Origin of the sequence: Pseudoalteromonas sp. 31A1, assembly GCF_011378815.1 — a bacterium.
GTDB classification, from domain to species: domain Bacteria; phylum Pseudomonadota; class Gammaproteobacteria; order Enterobacterales; family Alteromonadaceae; genus Pseudoalteromonas; species Pseudoalteromonas arctica.
In genome coordinates, this window is sequence record NZ_WTKY01000003.1 from 220640 (window position 1) to 243889 (window position 23250).

22 protein-coding genes are annotated in these 23250 nt (G+C 38.2%); 14 read left to right on the plus strand and 8 right to left on the minus strand.

Going from position 1 to position 23250, the window contains the following annotated elements:
- Window positions 1-146: 146 nt before the first annotated feature.
- From GQR52_RS04870 to GQR52_RS04895, 6 genes are all read left to right on the plus strand, one after another.
- Window positions 147-533 carry a hypothetical protein gene (locus tag GQR52_RS04870; protein ID WP_007581468.1) on the plus strand — a complete coding sequence of 129 codons (387 nt, stop codon included), beginning with the start codon at window positions 147-149 and terminating at the stop codon, window positions 531-533.
- Between the two features lie 331 nt (window positions 534-864).
- Window positions 865-2733 carry a bifunctional glutathionylspermidine amidase/synthase gene (gene gss, locus GQR52_RS04875; RefSeq protein WP_165727643.1) on the plus strand — a complete coding sequence of 623 codons (1869 nt, stop codon included), beginning with the start codon at window positions 865-867 and terminating at the stop codon, window positions 2731-2733.
- Window positions 2734-2869: 136 nt separating this feature from the next.
- The gene (locus GQR52_RS04880; RefSeq protein WP_165727644.1) at window positions 2870-3238 is read left to right on the plus strand and encodes a DUF2237 domain-containing protein; all 369 of its coding nucleotides are present in this window, start codon (window positions 2870-2872) and stop codon (window positions 3236-3238) included.
- A 236-nt stretch (window positions 3239-3474) separates the two neighbouring features.
- Window positions 3475-3999, plus strand: a complete 525-nt coding sequence (gene dps / locus GQR52_RS04885) for a DNA starvation/stationary phase protection protein Dps (protein ID WP_010553097.1) — start codon at window positions 3475-3477, stop codon at window positions 3997-3999.
- A gap of 624 nt (window positions 4000-4623) precedes the next feature.
- On the plus strand, window positions 4624-7563 hold the full coding sequence (locus GQR52_RS04890; protein ID WP_165727645.1) for a TonB-dependent receptor: 2940 nt from the start codon (window positions 4624-4626) through the stop codon (window positions 7561-7563).
- Window positions 7564-7806: 243 nt separating this feature from the next.
- Window positions 7807-9546 (plus strand): SulP family inorganic anion transporter, encoded by a 1740-nt coding sequence (locus GQR52_RS04895; RefSeq protein ID WP_165727700.1) that lies wholly within the window; start codon window positions 7807-7809, stop codon window positions 9544-9546.
- Window positions 9547-9598: 52 nt separating this feature from the next.
- On the opposite strand, the gene GQR52_RS04900 is transcribed toward GQR52_RS04895, so the two are convergent.
- Window positions 9599-10276: a glutathione S-transferase family protein gene (locus GQR52_RS04900; protein WP_165721108.1), complete on the minus strand. Its 678-nt coding sequence runs from the start codon at window positions 10274-10276 to the stop codon at window positions 9599-9601.
- Between the two features lie 177 nt (window positions 10277-10453).
- Here GQR52_RS04900 and GQR52_RS04905 point away from each other — a divergent pair, with 177 nt between their 5' ends.
- Window positions 10454-11224 carry a DUF1223 domain-containing protein gene (locus GQR52_RS04905; RefSeq protein ID WP_165727646.1) on the plus strand — a complete coding sequence of 257 codons (771 nt, stop codon included), beginning with the start codon at window positions 10454-10456 and terminating at the stop codon, window positions 11222-11224.
- Between the two features lie 65 nt (window positions 11225-11289).
- Here GQR52_RS04905 and GQR52_RS04910 read toward each other — a convergent pair whose 3' ends face one another.
- Window positions 11290-11943 (minus strand): hypothetical protein, encoded by a 654-nt coding sequence (locus GQR52_RS04910; RefSeq protein WP_165727647.1) that lies wholly within the window; start codon window positions 11941-11943, stop codon window positions 11290-11292.
- A gap of 184 nt (window positions 11944-12127) precedes the next feature.
- Between GQR52_RS04910 and GQR52_RS04915 the strand changes: the two genes are divergently transcribed.
- Complete coding sequence (locus GQR52_RS04915; protein ID WP_165727648.1) at window positions 12128-13486, plus strand: serine hydrolase domain-containing protein; 1359 nt, start codon at window positions 12128-12130, stop codon at window positions 13484-13486.
- Window positions 13487-13650: 164 nt separating this feature from the next.
- On the opposite strand, the gene GQR52_RS04920 is transcribed toward GQR52_RS04915, so the two are convergent.
- Window positions 13651-14472, minus strand: coding sequence for an AraC family transcriptional regulator (locus GQR52_RS04920; RefSeq protein WP_165727649.1), 822 nt, complete (start codon window positions 14470-14472; stop codon window positions 13651-13653).
- 126 nt (window positions 14473-14598) lie between these two features.
- Here GQR52_RS04920 and GQR52_RS04925 point away from each other — a divergent pair, with 126 nt between their 5' ends.
- Window positions 14599-15069 carry a YHS domain-containing (seleno)protein gene (locus GQR52_RS04925; RefSeq protein ID WP_024599510.1) on the plus strand — a complete coding sequence of 157 codons (471 nt, stop codon included), beginning with the start codon at window positions 14599-14601 and terminating at the stop codon, window positions 15067-15069.
- Between the two features lie 110 nt (window positions 15070-15179).
- On the opposite strand, the gene GQR52_RS04930 is transcribed toward GQR52_RS04925, so the two are convergent.
- Window positions 15180-15521 (minus strand): YajD family HNH nuclease, encoded by a 342-nt coding sequence (locus tag GQR52_RS04930; protein ID WP_007581433.1) that lies wholly within the window; start codon window positions 15519-15521, stop codon window positions 15180-15182.
- A gap of 144 nt (window positions 15522-15665) precedes the next feature.
- Between GQR52_RS04930 and GQR52_RS04935 the strand changes: the two genes are divergently transcribed.
- Window positions 15666-16142 carry a YqhA family protein gene (locus tag GQR52_RS04935; protein ID WP_007581432.1) on the plus strand — a complete coding sequence of 159 codons (477 nt, stop codon included), beginning with the start codon at window positions 15666-15668 and terminating at the stop codon, window positions 16140-16142.
- A gap of 95 nt (window positions 16143-16237) precedes the next feature.
- Here the strand turns inward: GQR52_RS04935 and GQR52_RS04940 are convergent, their stop codons facing one another.
- The 3 genes from GQR52_RS04940 to GQR52_RS04950 form a co-directional block, all read right to left on the minus strand.
- Window positions 16238-17173 carry a hypothetical protein gene (locus GQR52_RS04940; RefSeq protein WP_165727650.1) on the minus strand — a complete coding sequence of 312 codons (936 nt, stop codon included), beginning with the start codon at window positions 17171-17173 and terminating at the stop codon, window positions 16238-16240.
- A gap of 84 nt (window positions 17174-17257) precedes the next feature.
- Entirely contained in the window at window positions 17258-17872 is a 615-nt protein-coding gene (locus GQR52_RS04945) for an acyl carrier protein phosphodiesterase (RefSeq protein WP_165727651.1), read from the minus strand.
- A 154-nt stretch (window positions 17873-18026) separates the two neighbouring features.
- Window positions 18027-18521 carry a hypothetical protein gene (locus GQR52_RS04950; protein ID WP_165727652.1) on the minus strand — a complete coding sequence of 165 codons (495 nt, stop codon included), beginning with the start codon at window positions 18519-18521 and terminating at the stop codon, window positions 18027-18029.
- 469 nt (window positions 18522-18990) lie between these two features.
- Between GQR52_RS04950 and GQR52_RS04955 the strand changes: the two genes are divergently transcribed.
- From GQR52_RS04955 to GQR52_RS04970, 4 genes are all read left to right on the plus strand, one after another.
- On the plus strand, window positions 18991-19374 hold the full coding sequence (locus GQR52_RS04955) for a hypothetical protein (RefSeq protein WP_165727653.1): 384 nt from the start codon (window positions 18991-18993) through the stop codon (window positions 19372-19374).
- A 255-nt stretch (window positions 19375-19629) separates the two neighbouring features.
- Window positions 19630-19875 carry a DUF4235 domain-containing protein gene (locus GQR52_RS04960; RefSeq protein WP_002958040.1) on the plus strand — a complete coding sequence of 82 codons (246 nt, stop codon included), beginning with the start codon at window positions 19630-19632 and terminating at the stop codon, window positions 19873-19875.
- Between the two features lie 392 nt (window positions 19876-20267).
- Window positions 20268-20576, plus strand: a complete 309-nt coding sequence (locus tag GQR52_RS04965) for a hypothetical protein (RefSeq protein WP_165727654.1) — start codon at window positions 20268-20270, stop codon at window positions 20574-20576.
- 280 nt (window positions 20577-20856) lie between these two features.
- Window positions 20857-22005, plus strand: coding sequence for a hypothetical protein (locus tag GQR52_RS04970; protein ID WP_165727655.1), 1149 nt, complete (start codon window positions 20857-20859; stop codon window positions 22003-22005).
- A 231-nt stretch (window positions 22006-22236) separates the two neighbouring features.
- On the opposite strand, the gene GQR52_RS04975 is transcribed toward GQR52_RS04970, so the two are convergent.
- On the minus strand, window positions 22237-23130 hold the full coding sequence (locus GQR52_RS04975; protein WP_165727656.1) for an Abi family protein: 894 nt from the start codon (window positions 23128-23130) through the stop codon (window positions 22237-22239).
- Between the last annotated feature and the right edge of the window lie 120 nt (window positions 23131-23250).

Consider the following 23250-nt stretch of genomic DNA (forward strand, 5'->3'; position numbering starts at 1 on the left):
GTTAATGCCCGATATAAATCTCGGTTAGCTCTCTTAATTTTCTAATTACTACTGGCACTCATCTATAAATTTACCGATAATCTCACCTAAGCGCGCATATATTGGCGAGACAACACAATTGGATGAAATTAAAACAAAGGATTATTATGAAAAAGTACTCAATTTTACTTACAGCGGCAGCACTTACTGTACTTGCTGGTTGTTCAACATCTGTTGCAGTAAGAGACTTTGAACAAAACCCTATTCCACAAACATCAACAATTACCAACAGTGAAGCTGACGTAGAAAAAGGTATTCTAAAGGCATGTATTCAGCTTGGTTGGAAGTGTACGCCTATGAGTGAAGGTAAAATAAAAGGTGTACTGGATATTCGCACACACCAATTAACTGTCGATATTGCGTATGACAAAACGGCATACTCAATCAACTATAAAGACTCTATTAACTTAAACTACAACGGCAAAAAAATTCACCGCCAATATGTTAATTGGGTATCAAACCTAATACGCCATATAGATGCTGAAATGATTTAGCAGCGCGTTAACCTGCTTTACATATTATAAAAATCACTAAATATGAATAATAAAAGTGGAGAAGTTACCTATAGCTTCTCCATTTTTTAATTGAGATTTAAACAGTAATAATCACGCCAAAAATATTAATAAATTTCAACAAGTTACAAGCCAAAAAAGCACCAATCCTAACACTATTAGTAAAAGTACTCTCCCGTATTTTCACTCTTTAATGAATGAGTGATTTTTTACTTATCCCCCTTCGTAAAAACATATTTTATATCTTGCTATAACGCAGTTTCGCTCATATAGTCAGCAAATTATCACACCTTTATTTTGAACATCTTTGTTTATGAAATCTTCTGCTCCTGCTAGTGATTTTGGTACCTTATTAGGTTATGCACCTGGTAATGTTGCTGTGTACTCATCTGATTATGATACGGCTGACGAAAGCATTTATCCTAATCGTAGCGCCTATCGTAGTTACCTTGATGGCATTTACATGGGCTATAAATGGCAATGCGTTGAGTTTGCACGTCGATGGATGTATCTCAACCATAGCTATATTTTTGATGATATTGCTATGGCTTACGATATTTTTGAGCTGCGTTCAGTGCGCGATGTAAATAGCCAAAACAGATTGCCACTAAACGCGTTTAAAAATGGTGCAAAACATCATCCTCAAGTAGGTAGCTTACTTATATGGGAAGAAGGCGGCGAGTTTGAAGAAACAGGCCATGTTGCTGTCGTTGTTGAAGTGCACGAAGATAAAATACGCCTTGCTGAGCAAAATGTAGGACATCAAATATGGCCAACAAATCAAAACTGGTGCCGTGAACTAAAAGCAAAAGTAACTAAAGATGGCGACTATTGGATTGAGTGCTCTTACAGCGACGCCACTATTTTAGGCTGGATGACACAAACTGATGAAACAGAATATGCTGAGCCAACGTCTGAGCTAAACACTGATTTATTTATTATAGAAGCCCATAAAGCAGTAGATACAGGCCAAGCAAACAAGTCATGGTTAAATATTGCGAATGACGATGAAGCTGCCTACGTAGAAATGATGCAAGGCCATAAACTTACATCAGTAGCTGCGGATCAACATAATTACTTTGCGATATCTCAAACGGCGCAGCAAAGCATTGAGCATGCAACAAATGAGCTGCATGGCTTATTTATGCATGCAACCGACTATGTACTGCAGCACCCTGAGTTATTAAAAAAGTTTAATTTACCCGATGTTGTGATTAATAAAATTCGCCAATCGTGGGATAACCGCTTAAACCAATTAATTACCAGTCGGCTTGACTTTGCTTTAACAGCAGCCGGTTTAAAAGTTTACGAATACAATTGCGATTCGGCATCGTGTTACATGGAAAGCGGCAAAGTTCAGGGTAAATGGGCAAAACACTTTGGTGTTAAAACAGGTGTAGATGCAGGCCAAAATTTATTTAAAGATCTCGTAAAAGCATGGCGTAAAAGTGAGGTGAAAGGTCTTGTTCATATTCTGCAAGATGATGAACCAGAAGAGCATTACCACGCATTATTTATGAAAGAAGCCATTGAAGCCGCGGGCTTTGAGTGTAAGTTAGTAATTGGCTTAAGCACACTTCGCTGGAATGAATCAGGCAACATAGTAGATGAAGACGGCGCACAACTGAGTTACGTGTGGAAAACGTGGTCGTGGGAAACCGCACTTGATCAAATTCGTGAAGAATGTGAAGCCGACCAATCATTAGGTGATAACTTTGAACCACAATTCAAAATTGGTGAAACGCCACGCTTAGTCGATGTACTGCTGCGTAAAAACGTCATGGTATTTGAACCGCTGTGGACATTGATCCCAAGTAACAAGGCTATTTTACCAATACTGTGGAGTTTATTCCCTAATCATAAATATTTACTTAATACCGCGTTTGAACTTAACGACGAGTTATTACAAACCGGTTATGTAGTTAAACCAATAGTAGGACGTTGTGGTGCTAATATTCAACTTGTTGATGAACAGCAGCAAGTTATAGAAAAAACAATGGGGCACTTTGCCGAGCAAGACCAAATATACCAACAACTATTTGCACTGCCTAAAGTAGATGACTACTTTGTACAAATATGTAGTTTTACAGCCGCCGGAAAATACTCTGGTGGTGGCGTACGTGTTGATAAAAGCATGATCATAAACGGCCATAGCGATTGTATGGCACTGCGTATTAAATAAATAATACTAAGCCCGCAATTTTGCTGCGGGCTTAAGTTTGTGTAGACCCCCTTCCCTCTTTTAAGTTTTATAGCTATCTCAAGCGAGTTACTCCTGATAGAGTAAATTTATTAAACACCACAAATTAAGGTATTTCATGGCGAATCAATTTAATGTACTTGGCACACGTTTAAAACTATGTTGCGGTAATGGTGGCTACACACGTGAAGGATTTTGTTATGTACCAGAATCAGATCTTGGCAATCACAGTGTGTGTGCAATTATGACTGATGAGTTTTTACAGTTTTCAAAATCACAAGGTAACGATTTAATAAGCCCAAACCCTCTTTACGATTTCGAAGGTTTAAAAGCCGGTGATAAATGGTGCTTGTGTGCAGTAAGATGGCTTCATGCTATTGCAGCGAGCGTAGCGCCACCAGTGGTACTTGAAGCCACAAATAAAAAATCATTAGAAATAGTGCCGCTCGATGTTTTAAAAGCGCACGAATATATAGCCAAAGTTTAAATACACTTAAGCGTTATTAAATTAAAGTCTGCAGATTTTACAAATGTATGCAGGCTTTTCAAAAATTCAATCATCCCTCCAGCCTCTAAAATCTTAAATAAAAACATAACCCCATGTTTTTAAATCACTTTTGAAAGTAATCAACTTACGGCATAACAGTTGCTTCATTAAGTTTAAGTCATGCTCATAACGCAACATATTATATGAGCAACACATTACTTAATGTAGGAGAAATTATGAGTAACAATAACGAATCAAACAAAACAACTAAATTTACCGCGCCAGGTATGAGTGACGAATCAGCTCAAAAAACAATAGCTACGCTAGATAACCGCATGGTTGCATTGATAGATTTACAGCTTACTTTAAAGCATATTCACTGGAACGTAGTGGGACCTAACTTTATTGGCGTACACGAAATGATAGACCCACAAGTAGACATTGTGCGCGAAATGACAGATACAATTGCAGAGCGAATTGCGACTCTTGGTGGAGTGCCCGTTGGTACGCCTAAATCAATTGTAGATCGTCGTACATGGAACGAATACTCAGTAGGTAAAGGTTTAGTAACCGAGCATTTAGCCGCACTTGATAAAGTATACAACGGCGTTAATGGCGATCACCGCAAAGCAATTGAGACTCTTTCTGAATTAGATCCGGTGTCTGAAGATATGATCACCAGCCAACTAGCTGACCTAGAGCAATTTCAGTGGTTTATTAGAGCCCATTTAGAATCATCTACAGGCGAGTTAAAAAGCTAATATATTTAATCTAAGAAAGCCCAGCATTAATATGCTGGGCTTTTTTTTGCGTAAAAATCACTCTATTTATAATCATATATAGATATATATCAGTAAGCTCTAATACAAAATTCATATAAAAACAATGGAAAATTGGTATTACCAAAACAAATAACCAAAATAAAATTGAATGATTTTATACTCCTTACTATTTCGCAAATTTATAAGCCATACCCAACCTTTAATGAACATCTCATTATTTTAACATCACTTAAAAAACAAACTAAATACGTATAAAAGTACGGCATAAAATTTAAAAATAGCACTAAAAAATGTATTTAATAGTACAAATAATATAAAAAAACGCCTTTGGTAAACATACTTCAATAAAATTCACTCAAAATATAAAAAATAAAAATACACCATAAGCCATTAAATTTATTAAATATAAGCAAAATAAAAGAACACTTTGTAATACACCTTGTGAATTTTTGGTAAACAAAGGTTGTAATAAAAGCTGAATTGGACTAATTTCAACCATACCACCTGTATGACACGCTACAGGGAAATAGCAGTTAAATTGGTTAACCAAACCAAGTAACAACACACACAATGACGTAAGTCGTACCCAAACGGGAGAGATACATGAAACTCAATCAAATTACTTCAACATTAATTAATAAACATAAAAGAAGTAGCTCTACAACAATCAGTGCAGCAGCCCTTTTATTAATGGCTTCTTCTACTATTGCAGCGCAAGAGGCTCCGGCAGCTTCAGAAACGGCAGCTGCAGATATTGAAGTTATTGAAGTAAAAGGCATGCTAGGTAGTATGAAAGCCGCCGCTATGCTTAAGCGTACTGACGGACGTATTGTAGATGCGATTGTTGCTGAAGACATTGGTAAGTTACCTGATAATAATATTGCAGAAGCACTGCAACGTATTACTGGTGTATCTATTAATACCGATTTTGGTGTGGGTGACAGTGTTTCGATTCGTGGCTTACCTCAAAACCGTGTTGAATTAAACGGTCGCTCTACTATTGGCGACTCTCGTGACGGTATTAGCTTACAAGATTACCCATCAAGTTTCTTAAAAACAGTAGAAGTAGTTAAATCTCCTACTGCCGATATGATTGAAGGTGCGTTAGGCGGAACAGTTAGCTTAAAAACAGTTCGCCCATTAGAGTTAGATAAACTAACTGGCGCAGTTTCATTAGATGGTGAATATGCAGATAAAACAGAAAAAGTAGCACCTATTTTTAGTGGTTCACTTGGTAACAACTGGGACTTTGACGAAATGGGTACCTTTGGTGCTATTGCTATGTTTTCGTATCAAGATCGTGAAATTCGTCAAGATGAAACGTCTAGCCGTGTTAAACCTCAAGACATTGATATTAATGGCCAAGAAGGTAATACACCAAGTGGCAACGCTATCGTACGAGACGAGCACAGTGTTGAGCAATATGTAGAACAACGTAAACGTACTGCTGTAAATTTATCACTTCAGTGGGCACCGCAATCTGGTAATGGCATGGTGTATCTTGATTTAAGTGGCACTAAACGCTCTGGTGAGCAAAGTGGTAACTCTATATTAGGTGTTGCAGGTTCACTATCAACAGATGCAAATACAACTCAAGATGCTAACGGCGTAAATAATTACACGCTAACAAACGAATTTGGTATCCCTAAAACATACAGTGACTTTCGTGAAACTGACTCGTTTTCAAATGCACTTGGTGCAGAGTGGAACCTTACTGACAGTATAAAAATCTCTGGCGAAATTGCAGTAGCATCATCAGAAAGCGTAAGACCTGATTCTGAATTTACACTTCGCCCAATCGAAAAATCAACATTTGAAGCAAGTGGCGGAACTCAGCTAACAAATCATTTATATGATGGTGCATTTTCTCAAGACGGTAATAAATTACCAAGCATCATTCATTCAGATCCTAATGCATTTACTGACCCACAAAACTTAGCACTTCGTACGTTTAAAAGTGAAGATAGAAGAACAGACAATGACGAAACAGCTATTCGTTTTGATGTTGAAATGTTTGAACCTCTCAGCAGCTTAAGCTGGGTGTCTAAAGTAAAAGCAGGTGTACGTGTTACTAACCGCGATTACGAATATGAGCAATACAAAGTAGAAATTAAAGACATTTACAAAAATGCATTTAACGACTCAGATGGTTCATTAGCTACTTTATGGGTTGATGACTACAACGCTGCTTTTTCAAATAGCTTCACAACAGTTAGCCACGACAACTCTTTTGACCAATTAGGTAATTCTGGTCAAAACGACCTACTAACGTTTTTAAGCTACAACGGTTTATCTAACCCTGCAAATACTTACGCTCAACTTCAGCAGTTACTTGCAGGTACTAACCTAGCGTCAACGGGGAGTCTTTCAGATAACCAAGAGTTCCAAGAAAGCGCATACCGTAACGTAGTTGAAGATACAGCAGCTGTGTACATATCAGCGTACTTAGACTTTGATAACATCACTGCGATTGTGGGTGGTCGTTATGTGACTACAGATTTAGAATCAAGCGTATTTCTTAATGGCGAAAAAGTAACTGGCGACAATGACTACAGCGACTTTTTACCAAGCTTAAACGTTACGTATAACTACTCAGACGAAACATTATTCCGCTTTGCTGCTGCAAAAGTTATGCGCCGCGCTGACTTTAGCGAGCTAAGCCCTGCATTTGACGTTAATAACGATATTACGGGTGCAACGCAAGGATCTATTGATTTAGAACCATACCGTGCAACGCAGTACGACTTATCAGTAGAGCATTACTTTGATGAAGGTAACGTACTATCTTTCGCTGTATTTTATAAAGATGTTGAGTCTTTCTTAAGTAACGAAAGCAGCTGTCAGGCTTCTTCAAGCACTTCAACTGGTCAAAACGTAACGCAGTGGAACCAAGTATGTCAGCTTGACGTTGCAGGTGTATCTCAAGACAACCTAGTATACTCTGACGCAACTGATTTCCCTGTAGATGCAGATGGCTTTAACCATGTTGCAGGTCTGCGTGACGCAGGACTAACGGGTATCGATACAGTTAAAAATGTAAATGGTGAAAACGGCTCAGTACAAGGTTTTGAAGTGGGTTACCAACAGTTCTTTACAAGCTTACCTGGTGCATTTTCTGGCTTAGGTGTTAATGCAAACTACACGTATGCAGACAGCGAACAACCAAACGGCAACCCACTATTAGATATTTCTAAAAATACATATAACTTACAAGTATTTTGGGAATACGAAGGGTTCTCTACTCGTATCGCTTATAACTACCGTGACAGTTTCTTAGATACTGAAAACGAAAAACGCGTAGAAAATATTAACTCAGATGGCAGTATTTCAGCAGAAGGCACTGTTTACGGTAATAACTACCGTGACGACAGAGGCCAGTTAGATTTCTCTGCAAGCTGGGATATTAACGAAAATATTACGCTAGTAGGTAATGCGACTAACTTAACGGGTGAGCCTTCAATCTACCTATCTGAACTAGGTGGTGCTTGGAAGTACACTGAAGCGGATCGTCGTTACAGCTTTGGTATTCGCGCTAAATTTTAATTTTCCCTGGAAACTAAAGCCTGCTTTATGCAGGCTTTTTTACGTCTATAAAAAAGTGGCTTTATATTATACAACCTTATTAAAAACATGATTATTCTACCGAGTTAAATAACCCTCCATCGCTATAGTAAATAACTAATTCAATACAGTGGGTATTACGTAAAAATACTCTCCTCTAGCTATACTTATTTGAATATTAAATTTACTATCAAAGCGTTATTACTATTAACAGGAAAAGTTGAAGTGCTGTCGCGTTTATATAATTTTATGCCGGGTTTAGATACATTGCTGCACTATGAGCGACAATGGTTTGCTGATGATTTAAGAGCAGCGCTATCGGTAGCTGCCGTAGCTTTACCTGTTGCCATTGCTTACGCACAGCTAACCGGTGTTAATGCTGCCGTAGGGTTATATTCTTGCATATTGCCAATGATGTTATATGCACTTTTTGGCACTTCAAAACAGTTAATAGTAGGCCCTGATGCTGCTACCTGCGCCGTTATTGCAGCAGTAGTAACACCTCTTGCTGCAGGTGACAGTTTTAAACATTGGCAACTTGTTGTCACCATGACCGCTATGACCGGCTTTTGGTGCTTTATAGCCAGTAAATTTAAGCTAGGTGTATTAGCCGACTTTTTATCTAAACCTATTTTAATGGGATTACTAAACGGCGTAGCCATTACTATTATTGTTGGTCAATTTTCCAAAGTATTTGGCTTTACCTTTGACGAACGCTACCTACTTGAACGCTTAGGTGGTGTGCCCACATACCTAGCGCAAACACATGTCCCCACCTTATTAATGGCTTTGTTTACACTGGCGGTTTATTTTGTGATGAAACGCGTAAAACCCACGTGGCCTGCATCTATGTTCGCCATTGCCTTTGGTGCGCTTTTGGTGTGGATTTTTGATTTAAAACAGCTTGATATAAAAACCATTGGCACCGTAACAGGTGGACTTCCCGTTTTTAATACCCCTGTTTTTGATTTAGGGATTATTCGTGAGTTAGTGGTCCCCGCACTTAACTTAGCCATCGTGAGCTTTGTTAGTATGATGCTAACTGCCCGCAGCTTTGCTGCTAAAAATGGCTACGACATAGACGCCGATAAAGAATTTAGAGCGTTAGGTATTGCCAATATAGCGTCAGCTCTTTCGCAAGGTTTTGCAGTCAGTGGCGCCGACTCACGCACCGCTGTTAACGATGCAACAGGTGGTAAAACACAGTTAGTATCAATAATAGCAGCGGCCATTATTGCTGTCATAGCCGTATTTTTAACAGCCCCACTTGAATTTATTCCAAGCGCAGCGCTAGGTGTTGTACTCATTATTGCCTCTGTTCATTTACTCGATTTAAAAGCTGTTTGGCAATTAAAACGAAAAGATAAACAGGCATTTTATCTCGCATCAGCCACCTTACTTGCCGTGTTATTTATTGGCGTTATACCAGGGATCACACTTGCTGTATTACTGGGGTTATTTCAGTTTATTCGCACCGTAATGCGCCCAACCGATAATATACTCGGCGTAGATGTTAACGGTGTAGTAAGAAGTTTAGACGCCACAGATAAAGCAAAAGCGGTGCAAGGCGTGTTTATTTACCGCTTTAATTCACCTTTAACTTACTTTAATGCCAGCTACTTTAAACGCAGATTACTTGAGCAATACGCAAGACAAAAAGACGATACACAATGTGTAATAATTGACGCTGTGCCCTGCTTTACTCACTTAGATTTAAGTGTAATGGCCATGCTTGCCGATCTCGACGTTATATTTAAAAAGCGCGATATAAGGCTTGAACTTGCAGGCAGAAAACGCCAGCTGCTCTCATGGTTTGATATTGCAGGAATGAAGTCAGGAACAGAGGGTATATACATTCACTCAGACCTATACATCGCCCTAAAAAGAAATAGCGTAAGCCAGCACACCGAGGAAGTTAATTTATTCGTGGCAGATGAAAATAAAGAGGCGTTAACACAGCCATAAAATACTAAACAGCAGATCAGCTAACTGCTCTGCTGTTTATATTAAGTACTTTTTATACTTTTGGGTAGTTTGAAGGAAAAAATGCTTTTTTAGCGTCTTCATCAAACTCTTTTTTAAAGGCTACATCAGTACCAATTACGCGTGCACGTGCAACCGCTGGGCGGCTATCAATGCTTTCAAACCAACGCTTAAGATTTGGATACGGTGCTAAGCCCTCTTCACCTAATACAACCGGTGCTTTATCAATCCAGCCCCATGCAGATACATCAGCAATTGTGTATGTATCACCCACAATAAAGTCACGACCCTCAAGGTGCGTATCAAGCACTTCGTAATGGCGCTGCGCTTCACGTAAATAACGATTAACCGCGTAATCAAGCCCTTCTGGTGCCATATGTCTAAAGTGAACACTTTGCCCTGAATACGGACCTAAACCAGATGCGATAAACATTAACCACGACAGCATTTCAGCGCGATCGTCGGCCTTACCTTCAAGCTTTCCATATTTTTCAGAAAGGTACATTAAAATAGCATTCGAATCGAACACACGCGTTTCACCATCAACAATGGCTGGCGCTTTAGCGTTTGGGTTAATTGCTTTAAATTCAGGTGTATGTTGCTCACCTTTTAAAGTATCAAGAGGAACAAGTTCAAACGGCAAGCCTGTTTCTTCTAAAAAAAGAGCAACCTTCATTGGGTTAGGAGTATGGTGAAAATAAAATTTAATCATGTAAAGTTCCTCAATAATTGAGCAACGATTAAAACACAACTTGAGCGGGTGTTCAAATTAAGTTTTAACCAAGTAAAATATACAGTTAAAACGTGATTTAATTGTGAGTATTTCGTGATACTTCATTCGTAAATATCATTTAGGCTGAATGCAATATCAACCTTTGCGAGAAGTAACATGCCTTTTAAAGCACTATCCCGTCCATTTTTTATCTCACTTGTTGGGTTAATAATTTTTTGCTTTCAAAGCCAAGCTGCTGAGCAAGTGACTATTTCCAGTACAGCTAATCCGACTACCTTTTTAGAGCTTTATACATCGCAAGGCTGCAGTAGTTGCCCACCAGCAGAGCGCTGGATTTCAACGTTTACAGATGATGAAAAACTATGGACTGATTTAATCCCTATTAATTTTCATGTTACTTATTGGGATTATTTAGGATGGAAAGACCCGTTTGCCTCTGCTGTTTTTAGTAAAAGACAACGTACTTATAAGGCACTCGGTAAAAGTAGGATTGTAGCAACCCCAGGATTTATGGTTAACGGCAGCGGGTGGCAAGGTTGGTTTTATAAGCAAGCTATTCCTGTAGCTAAAGCCCCTTATTTAGGTAATTTAAAAGCGACTATAAACAACAGTAAAATTAATCTCGAATACGATACTGTTAATACCAAAGATGATACTAACCAAAACTTAATAGCCCATGTAGCTCTGTTAGGCTTTGGCATAGAAACACAAATACACAGCGGCGAAAACGCAGGCCATAAGTTAAAACACGACTTTGTTGTTATTGGCTACGAGCAAAGTGACATGCAGACCAAGCAGCAATTATCATTAACTGACTTACCCCTGCCTCGCGCTAATAATGTATCGCCAACAAAGCAAGCCTTAGTATTTTGGGTATCTGAAAAAAGCGACCCTACCCCACTACAAGTTGCAGCAGATTGGTTTTAATATGGATAAAATAAACAGCTGAAGTTTAAAAAGCATCAGCTGTTTAAAATCCATCTCAAAAAAGTTTAAAAGTAGGCCACCATAATGCCTTTAGCGATACAGCTTGTTAGTAGTCCACTCATACCCATATACGTAAACATAAAGCGTTGTTCAGAATCTGTTTTAAACACGAAAGCGACTAAATAAAGAGAAGCAATAATAGCTACGCTTAGCATAAGCCCATAAATAAATGAGCCGCAATAGTGTGGTAATACAGCTAAAGCGAGTGCGGTTAAATTAGTGCCAAAGAATGCTACGGGCTTTTTAATACCGCGTAAAATGGCAAATAGCGGTATAACAAAAGTAAGACAATACAACCAAATAATATGAGTAGACCATCCGTAACTTAAGGGAGCTTTAACTTCAAAAGTAGAAAGCTTAAAATTACTCGTAAATGTCCATGCAGCATTAATAATTATACTTACAATAAAAGCCCCAATAAATAGAGCGACTAACACCGCAATTGCACCGCCTGCGGTAGCCCCTGCTTTCTCTTTTTCTATAATTAAAATAATGACACTTAACAGCCCACTTAATTGTAACCACTGCCAATAATCGCTCGTAAATAGAGGAATAGCAGCTAAAACGATCGTAGTTATAATTAACTTACTTCCATCATTTGAGCGCAATAAATAAAAGGCCATTATGGCAATATAAAATAGAGCCGTTACATCAGGCATATCAACAACTTCCTTGTAAAAATATAATAAAAACCAATAAACGCAGCGATTATACCTATTACTGAGCCCCTATAAAATCCGATAATTGTGTTTACTTTTTAGCTGTGCAATATTAACTCACTATAAAACACAAGGATCGCTAAGCCTATCTAGAGGTTTGGTATAAAAACTAAAAAGGATGAATATGATTAAGCCATTTTACGCTAGCTGTTTGTTAGCCCTCTCGCTATTAACACCCAGCCTTGTAAAAGCCAACCCGACAGCCTCGCAATATCAGGAAATTCTTAACGAGAACCTTGCTGAAAACGAGCCTGGGGTATCGGTAATTATAAGTAAAAATGACAAAGTACTTTTTAAAGGAGCGCGCGGGCTTGCCAACCTTGAACATAACATTGCACTTAATGAGCAAAGCGTTTTGCGTTTAGGTTCTATTTCAAAACAATTTACTGCAGCTGCAATTATGATGCTGCAAGAGCAAGGTAAGCTAGCGGTTACCGATGATATTCATAAGTATGTTGCAAACTTCCCAACAGAGGGCAACCTCGTCACAATCGAAAACTTATTAACCCACACCTCAGGCATCGCCAACTACACAGATGACGACGACTTATTCGATAAAGAAATACAAGTACCCACCAGCGTTGACGATGCGTTAGCGAGATTTGCCAAACACCCAATGGTGTTTAAACCCGGCGAAGCCATGGCTTATTCAAATACCGGTTATTCACTGCTTGGTAAAATAATTGAAGTAGCAAGTGGCCAGTCTTACAAAGACTTTATTGAACAACACATATTTAAAAAGCTAAAAATGAACCAGAGTAGTTATGAAGGGCAAGAAATTGTTGCCCATCGCGCCTCTGGGTATGAGCAAACAGAGCAAGGATTTATCAACACCAACTACATTAATATGGATTGGCCATATGCCGCAGGTGCGCTTATATCTACTCCAACTGACTTAAACATTTGGTTTAGTGCGTTATCGTCTGGCAAGCTTATTAGTGAAGCAAGTTATGAGAAGATGGTAAGCCCTTTTAAATTAAATGACGGCAGCTTTTCATCCTATGGTTACGGATTAATTATTAAGCCTTTGAATGAATACACCGTAATTAAACACACTGGCGGAATAAATGGTTTTTTAGCGCATGCACGCTATATTCCAGAACAAAAGCTATATGTTGCAGTACTGGCTAATTCAAACCACATAAACCCTATTTTTATCAACGAAAAACTCACAGCCAGAGTACTAGGTATTGCACTCCCCGAGTTTAAAAAAGCAGAGGTAACAGAGCAGCAATTAGCGCCCGTATTGGGTGATTATCGCATTGATAAAAACACCTTACGCAGCCTAATTTTTGAAAATGACGTTTTGTATTCAAAGCGCACTGGTGGCGATAAAACAAAACTTATTACGATGTCTAAAAATAGCTTTTACTATCCTAATTCAAACAATTACTTAGTAATAGAAAAGAACAGCCAAGGGCAATTAGTGATGAAGTACTTTAGTGGGTTATCAATAATCCCTACTGAGGCAATTAAAATTTAATTTCAAGATTATCTAAATAAAAATGCCCGAAGTTCACTCAAGTCGTAACCTCGGGCATGACTGGTTTTATCGTGATTCTGAGGTAAATTAAGACCCTATTAATTTGATATTACGAAAACCTTCACCAGATTCAAAAATGCAGCTTACTCAAAGAAACTAAAAATTTACTGCTGACTCAATAACCACTCCTTTGGCGCTTGCCCTGTTTTTTTTCTAAATACACGAGCAAGTGCAGAGCCATTTTCGTACCCAACCTGATTAGCCACTAAATCCATATTTTGATTTTTTAAAATAAGCTTTTTAGCAACTGACAAACGCCAATCAGCCAAATAGTCAGCTGGTGTTTGCTCTATAATTCGCTTAAACGTGTCAGCAAATTTAGAGCGCGACATGCCACACGCCTCAGCCATAACACTAAGCGACCAGCTTTGCTCTGGGGTTTGGTGTATTTTTATTAATACCTTAGCCAACTGAGGATGGGCAAGCCCTGCCATCATCCCGGTTTTAATGGTGCCCTCTTCTAATACCTTGCGCAAAACACTAATTAAAAATACATCGCATAAGCGATCTATAATTAAATGCTTACCGCTGGCGTCTTTAAATGCCTCATCAAAAATCCAAAAAGCGCTCTGCGCTAATAATCCATCACCCGTTAATTCGTAATTTAAGCAAAAAGGCAGCGCCTGCAATAAAGGGCTATGCCCGCCGCTTTGATAGTTAATTTGTGCACACACTAAATCAGCACCGTCACCCTTATCCGAAAATAAACAGTGCCCTGTAGAGTGAGGAAAAAAAATAACCGAAGGCGTAGACAAAACTACTTCAAAGCCACTATTACTACGCACTTTTAACGTACCAGAACGTAATAAATGTAAATGCCCAACACCTTGATCGTCACTAAAGTCACTCGTACCGCACATGTTCCCACTAAAAAACACATTGGCATTAAGCGAAAAGTGACTCAGTACACTCGAAAGTACGTCCATAAGCGCCTCTTTGGATTATTGGTATGAAAATATAGACTAATAGACGCATATTAACCAAGCAATAACGATAAAGTACAGTTGAGTTTTAAACAAACACACTAATTAAATTACCCTTTGGAGATACACATGAAATTTTCGACACTCACTAAATCAGCTTTTTTTGCAGCATCAGTCCTTGCAAGTTCACTAAGCTTTGCAGCAGACATAGACGCAAATGCCGACGTTAACGACATTGCAATTAGTGGTTACGACACCGTTGCTTACTTTACCCAAAACAAAGCGGTAACAGGCAGCTCTGAATATACTGCAACGCATAAAAATGCCATTTATAAATTTACCTCAGCTAAGCACCGCGACTTATTTAGAGCTAACCCAGAAAAGTACGCACCACAATTTGGTGGCTTTTGTGCGTTTGGTGTATCAATGGAGAAAAAGTTTGACGTAGATCCTGAAGCTTTCAAAATTGTTGAAAATAAACTTTATTTAAATCTTGATAAATCAGTTCAAAAACAATGGCTAAAAGACGTACCTGGCTTTATTACTTCAGCCGATTCAAACTGGTTTGACATAAAAGACAAAACAGCAAAAGAGCTTTAATAAAACCAATTTAAAGTTAATTTTGAGGTTGCTTCGGTTTATAACCGTTCACCCTCAAAATGCCATTTAAATTAATAAAAATTAGGTTTAGGCTCTTAATTTAACTAATATTACTTTGATTTATTAAGCATCGCTTTTAAATCGGCAAATGGAGAATGCGTCGCAGCCTCAACTTTGCGATCTGTAGTCGACCCGCCATACATAATATGCTCGTGGTATTTATTGTGCTCATTGTCGTGGCAATAAATACACAATAACTCCCAGTTACTTCCGTCTTCAGGATTATTACTGTGGTTATGATCAACATGATGCACCGTTAACTCACGTAAATTTGAGTATTCAAACTCACGAGCACAACGCCCGCATACCCAAGGATATAATCTTAAGGCTTTTATTCTATAACCTTCCTCTTGCTTAACATAAGCCTGAGGTACATCGTTATTCTTACTCATAATATTCCAGTTAAATTTGTTATTTCTATGCTTAACAAGTAAATAGCCAATATGTTAAAGCAAATATAAAAGTAAAAAGTTCGTAAGGGATCTAACTTAAGCTACGTTTCGTATAAGTCAGGTCTAATTATAAAGTTGAGCAACATGGAAAATATATTCCAAACAAGTCGGTTTTTGGTCGTAATCGCCGTTATTACCGCTGCAATATCATCATTACTCGTTTATGTTTCATGCATTAATATTGTAGCTAATATAGTAATAACAACGCTATTTGACCTGCCTGATTCAGCTAAAGCCGGTAAAGCCCTAATAGTTGAACTACTGAAAATTCTTGATTTGCTACTAATCGGAATTACCTTACAAGTTATTGCTATTAGCTTGTACCGACTATTTATAACACCATCTAAGCCTGAGGAAAGTAAATTTCTTGCTGCTTTTAATATTAAAGACTTTCATGATTTAAAAATAACTCTGGTACAAGTAACTTCGGTTGTACTGGTAATACTATTTTTAGAGCACGCAGTTGAGTTCGGCGGCACAATAGAAACACTCTACTTAGGTATTGCCATTGCGATCGTTATTGCAGCATCTACATTTGCATGGCGCTCAATGAAAGACTAACTAAGCACTCATTACTATTAAGTAATTACATGAAGGTGTAATTACTTATCCCTAAAATTCTGCAAAAACTTAAGTGAGAGCCCCAGCACTCAATATTAAAAAAACTTAATTACTGACAAGTCACCAAAAGAAGTATCTATATGCCTACCTGTTTGCTCCCACGCACGTAGTACTACCATGAGTTTTTTGTTACTTGAAGTCCAAGAAATACTACCGCCGTATGCCGCTACTTTTTCACCGCCCGAATCTTTTAACCCCAGTCCTGGGTCTGTATTTCGAATATTTCCCTTACCTACTTTGTATTCAGCAAATACGTGAACATTATGCGGTAACGAAAATGATAAAAGCGAGCCAATACTCGCCCCGTACGAATTAGAAATTAACTTAGTGACCTGTGGTGCAGACGAATTTAAAAAATCAGCTTGAAACACAATATTATCTTTATTCTCAAGAGATACATGCTTGAAAGACCACGCGCCAACAACACTTAACGACAAATCAAATTTGCTGCTTAGCTTTGGTCTATTAAGAAAAAAATGCTCAAACAAAGACTCTTTATTATTGAAGGTATAAAAATTGTGTTGGCCAGATAGCTCAAACTTGGTTGAACGTGTATTTTGCGAGAAAATTTGATCCGTTTGATTGCCGCTTAAATTGCTAGCCGTGCTTTGTAGCCCTTCAAGCGTTTGATAGTTAAATGTGATTTTAGAATTTTTAAATTTTCTATACGAAAGCAGTATATCTTGTGTTTTTGTTTCAACATCATCTTCAAAAATATCGGCAGAATAACCAATTTCAATGTCGTTAATATCAAAAAACACACCCACACGTTGATTGTTTATGGGCTCTAACGAAAACAGTGTTTTTTGATTACTCCCAGCCAAGTCGTCATATATTAACGCGTGGCTAGTGTTAGGGTTTGAAATAGTGGTTCGTACCGACTTTAAGTCAAAGTCGAAAGCCAATACAGCACCAGATTGAAATGCCGCTAAAACAGCAAAGCTCACAATAACCAAGTAATTGCGATTCATTAAAAACACTCAAAAATTAATTTGTATTAGAGTAGCGTTTTTTTACCTTAAATTATCACAAAAGGTTAACAATTGATGAAAACTTTAAATAATGCGCTTTATGCCATTTTTTGAGGTGCTTTCAAGATCAAACTCACTTACATGCTTAATCAGTTCAGGGAAGAATTCTAAAAAAGTAGCCTCTAGTTCGTCGTAGTTGCGCGCAATATCGTCAGCAGCGCCCGCAAAAGTGTTAGCAAAGCGAATGCGCTTGGCAATGTTATCCAGTGCTAACCCTATTCCCTCAACGGTTTCGTACTCTTTAAACCAATCGTTTTTAGTCATGCTTGTTACAACATGCTGCATTCGCGGTGGCATAACGGGTAGGCGGTTATTTAAAAGCTGATAACTGGTGTACTTAAAATCACTTAAAGGTTGCTTGCTAAATCGTTGCCAATGCACAATTAAAAAATGATCAAATACCACATCAATAGCTACACCAGCAAAGCGCTTACGCTCGGGTGAAAAGTACTGTTTAGCGTGTTTTACTGCGCGGTGAGAGTCGGTAAATTTATCGACTAAATAGTGGTTATCGAGCCCGTTTTTAACCGTATTTGGTAAGTGTTCTACATGCCTTTTACCACCAAAGTCGCCCAACAAGTTCCCAAAGTGAGAATCGGCTGTAGGCTGTGCTAAATAAAGGTGAGCTAAATAATTCAAAGTGTTCTCGGGCTTAGTATTAATACAGTTAAAATAATAACTTAATTGTAAGCGCTACTTAAAGTTAGATTTTATGCCTAATCAAAAAAATAGCATAAAAAAGGTGAAACTAAGTTTCACCTTTCATATTAATTTTGAAACTAATTAGCTAGCATTACGCTGTAGAAACGTTACTTGCGCCTGCATTGTTAAGTATTTCTTCAATAGCGTTTTTGTTGTCACTATCGTACTTAATACCAATTAATATAGAGCCTTTTTCAATGGCGTCTTCATAATACTTAATTTCGTGCTCGGGGATAAACGCACCAACTGCGGCACCTAAAGTACCACCTACTGCAGCGCCTGCGCCACCAGCGGCAAATGCAGCGACTAATGGACCGGCAACTAATAAGCCCGTACCACCTGTTGCTACAGTCCCTACGGCAGTGAAACCGCCAATAATTGCAGCAAGAATACCACCTGAAGCCGCGCCTATAAGGCCGCCTTCGGCAGCTTTAGTACCTTCGTCTACAGCAAAATCTTCCTTTGCGTATGAGTCGTTGGCTACAATGCTTATATCTGCTTCATTAATACCTAAAGCTTCTAATCTATAAATTGCGAGTGTTGCTTGTGATGCACTTTCGAATAACCCAGTAATAACGGTACTCATAATAACTCCTTTATTTATTTAAGAAAATACACTTACTACCAAGCAAAACTCAAACCAAAAAAATTATTAAATTAAATCAATAAGATAAAACAAAACCCCTGTACTAGCACTCTTATTATTAGAGTAAAAATTGCTAAATTTTGTAAAAAACTCCTATCTACATAAACAAAATCCCTTGCGAAATAAAGAGAGGTTTTTATCACTCTCTTGTTTATGGTTATTACCGTGCTTACCAATAAAATTAAAAACACCAACAGAGCATTATTTTTCATGCGATTTGAAGGTTAAAACAAAGACGCTTATCCTCTTCAATTCCCCTACCCAGTTACAATTGTGTTTTATTAATTCAGTAAAGAGTCAGTCTAATTTTGTTATCACTGTGGTTCATTTTTCGGTGCGCATGAATCGTAAAACGCTGTGCTAAATTTCCTTTTTATATTGCCCTGCTATTAGCAGATATAGGCCACCCATGGATTACGAAAACTACTTTTTAAGTCAATCACAGCAAGCGGCACTGCAACAAGCGATGGTCAATACCAAGCTTTTAAACAGCACTTCAATAAATTCTGACAACATGCCAACACCTGAACAGCAGGCTTATAGTATTATTGCTGTCGCGCTTTATCGCTTTAATTTACAAAAAATAAAATGGTCATCATTTTTAAAAACAGCAATAAACACAGTTAACAACGCCTGCCAATGGCTAGCCACCGAGCTTGCAAGATGCCAACAAGAATATAAAGCCCAACCTAATGACGCTGTAATAATTGAGCAAAATGCATTTTTTAACGGGATTTTTAGCGAAGAACTCGCCTACATTGGCGCCTTACTAGGAAATGAAGCACAAGCTTAATAGACTTCCTAAGCATGAGTAGAATACCTTTTCAGTTAAACGCTCTGACTCTTGCCGTAATCTTACTCAGATTTTTACGCTTAAAGTTTTACGCTTAAAGTTTTACGCTTAAATTTTTAAAACTTTGAGTGAGTTTTTTTATAACTGTGCTTATTACTCAAACATCTATCGGTACGTAAATTGCTGTTATTAATATTCTTACTTAAAAAGTTACACATAAATAACGCTGCCGTTATTTATAAAAAGGAGAACATTATGAGTAATAAACAACTAATTACGACGATAGGTATAGGTCTGGCCGCTGCATCTGCAGGTATGCTAACAAGGAAAACTTTACAAAAATCGTGGGAAAAGGTTACCAACGAACCAGCCCCAAAAGATAGACCAAGCGAAGAAACAGATCTTAAAGAGGCCGTTACATGGGCGGTAGTTTCGGGCATTGGTGCGGGCGTTGCAAGAATGGCCGTACGTTATGTACTAGACAAGCGCCGATCTAAATAAACAGTCCCTATTGATACCTCTTATAAGTATTAAACGTAATACGGTGAGGCTCTAAAAGCGGCTTGCGACAGCTACTCCTTAGTTGTTGCAAGCAACCTGGCAAAAACCTTAATTAAGGTTATTAACCATAGAGTTAAAACACGCGTTAAAATTAATATCTAAAAAGGGGTTCTGTGGTGAAATTTAAAATGTCGGATGGCACGGCTGCGCCGCTTATCCGACCTGCGTAAGTTAGAAAAGCCGAAGGCGCCTTGCGACATGCACTTCTAAATTTTAAGCAGATACACTCTATTAAACATTAACTCCCTTTCAAAGTTGTTGCCTGCCTACAAGCTTGCGTATAATGCCCGTATTCCGGCTGCATTTATTAGCCGCTAACTTGGATTTTAATAATGAAAAAACTCTCTGCAGTGCAAATAAAACAGCAAGCACTTGTACTCAATACTGCTGAAAAATTAGAAGAACAAGGCCGCGCTGAGCTCCCAGGCATGCTGCAATGCTGGTTTGATGTTCAATATCACTTATTTCCAAGTACACTACTGCTGTGCTTTCAGTTTGAAAACGAGCAAGCCTTAGCCGCCGCAGAGCCAGATTTATTAAAATGGCAAAAGCGTTTAAGCGGAACAATGCTTAAAAAAGGCGTTATTTTAAAAGATATGCGTAAACATTTAAAATTTACGCTCAAAGGGCCTGATGAATAAAGCGAAGGTGTTCAAAGGTTACTTCGGGCTAACGCCATAAAAAAGCCGTTGCATTGCTGCAACGGCTTTTTACTTTTTATTAAAACTTAAAGTAGAACCCATAAAGATCAATTTAGACTCAGGGATTTTTATTAGCCGATAATGCTAATTGGCCTGTTAAACAATACCAACACTCGGCAAAAGCAAATATCAGTCGATTCAACGTTAATTGGTTGCTCTAAATTAGCAATAGTAGGATAGTAAATTACATATAAAACAATAGCTTTATCTTAGGAAGATTATGATCAAAGTATTATTAGCGACCAGCTTAATTGCCTCTTCATTCGCTGCTTTAAGTAACCCTTTAACTGTTGAAGAGCAGCGTATCAACAAAGCCCAATCAGCAATGCCAAATGTTTTAAATGCATTTACACCACAAGTATCAGCTTTTGAGCAACAATTTAAAGTATTAAACAACTTTAAAAGTGCAAAAATATTAGTACAAAGCTTTAGCTTTGAACTGTGGGAAAACGCCAAGCAACGCATAGTAAAAACTAATAATTACGACGATCGAGAGCTTTACTGGGCACGCCTGCTTTCAAGCAAAGTAATACGCACAACATCGCCTAAATTTTCAATTACGCAGGCTCAACTAAATACTTTACTGACCATACTTGAGGACGGCAGCAGAGGCCGTACCGACCTTGCTTTTTCATCAGGTAGCACTAAAAAAATATTACTTACAGGCTTTGACCCATTCTTACTCGATAAAAACATAAACCAAAGTAACCCCTCTGGTGTTGCGGCGTTATTGCTCGACGGCCAAGTTATTAATTACAACGGCGTGAGCGCAGAAATTAACACTGTTATGGTACCTGTACGCTATGAAGATTTTGATCAAGGCATAATAGAATCCTTACTTGCCCCTTACTACGCACTTAATAATGTAGACATGGTAGTAACCGTAAGTATGGGCAGAACAGAATTTGATTTAGAGCACTTTCCGGGTAAACGTCGCAGTGTAACTGCCCCCGATAATGCCAATATTGTGTATGGCGGAACGCAAACAAACCCAGTAATACCAAAACTTAATGGCCGACCACTTCCAGGCAACGAGTTTGTAAAATTTAGCTTGCCTGTAAGTTACATGCAACAAGCTAAAGGCCCTTATAAAGTTATCGACAATCACGAAGTCACCACGCTTGAAAAAACCTATAAAGCCGGTTCGTACGGCGAGCTTAAAAATAGTATTGCGGTAAATGGCGGCGGCGGTGGTTACCTGTCTAACGAAATATCGTACCGAAGTATTCGCCTGCGCGATGCGCTTAATTCAAGTATACCTACAGGGCACATTCATACCCCACGTATACAACAATTCGAACCTGAAACAGAAGCTAAAATAGTAAAACAAATAAAGGCAATGCTAGAGCAAAGCTTAGTAGCGCTATAGTTTATAACAACCAATTTAAGCGCATAAAAAAGGGCAATAATATTGCCTTTTTTTATGCCCTCTGCCACGGTCAATCACATGATAAACGCATTCTTAAACTCTATCCGCCGTGGTCTAGACACAGTAATTAACTCGATGAGCAATAAACTAAAAACCTAGGTACTTGATGTGTAATAAAAATCTAGTGCCTCTGGTTTTTACAATTAACTGAGGGCTTAATTAGCTCTTAATTTATTTAATGCTATTCCAGATAGGTAACGTTTTCCAATTTTCAGGGAAGCCCATTTCGGTTACGTCAATATTATACACCTCAATCAAGCTAGCTAACTTTTGTTTCCAATGGTGATTAGGGCTAGTTAAATCCATAAAATAAGCACACATAACGAGTGTGTTGTATAACTGCTTAGTTGTATCGCTAAAGCTATTAAGTAAAACACTGTCGCCATTTGTTGGCAGCTTCATGGTAAATGTAAAATCTCGGTTATATAAGCGACTATGATGGGCACAGATATTACGCACCGTAGTTATGTGGTGTAAAAAAGATGAAAGTATTGTTTCTTTTACTTTATATGAATCTGCAATATCATTTTTTAGCGCTCGTCGCCCTATTGCATCATAGCTCCTTGAAAGCCAGCCGAAGCTCATTACTTCAGCAATAATCCAAATAGCGGGTGTTTCTTCATTATATTTGTAATTTTGCTTTTTTATATTTGTATCTGACGTTCGTTGAATTTCAGCACAAATATTACTAACAAAGTCGTTATGATTAAATTTAGAAGAAAATGCAGCAGGCTCTAAGTGTGCATGTGAACCATGCTTTTTTGCTAAATGATATGCCCACTGAGTGCGCACAGATACTTCTATTCGCTCAATGGCATCAAGTAATAACAACCTTAGCTCTCTATCAAAAGAATACAGATTTAACACTTGCTCAAACGTAGTACCAGACTTAAAAGTATGATTTTGATGATCTTCAATAAACGACCACCAATAAGTGCCTAGCCTGTAATAATTAATATGGCTAAGATAAAAGGCTGCTGATTCTTTATCATTAATTACTAGCCCGCGCTCTTCTAGTAAGTCGACTTGCTGCGCAAATGTTATGGGGGCTTTAGGGAACTGCATGAAGGCTAAATCCTTTTACCATGCTATAGAAATAATTAACCCCTCGCAGGGCGCTGAGCTTACGGGTAGCGGGAGGGGTGTTGTTACGCGTAATTATAGAGCTTAAAAGTATAATTTCAA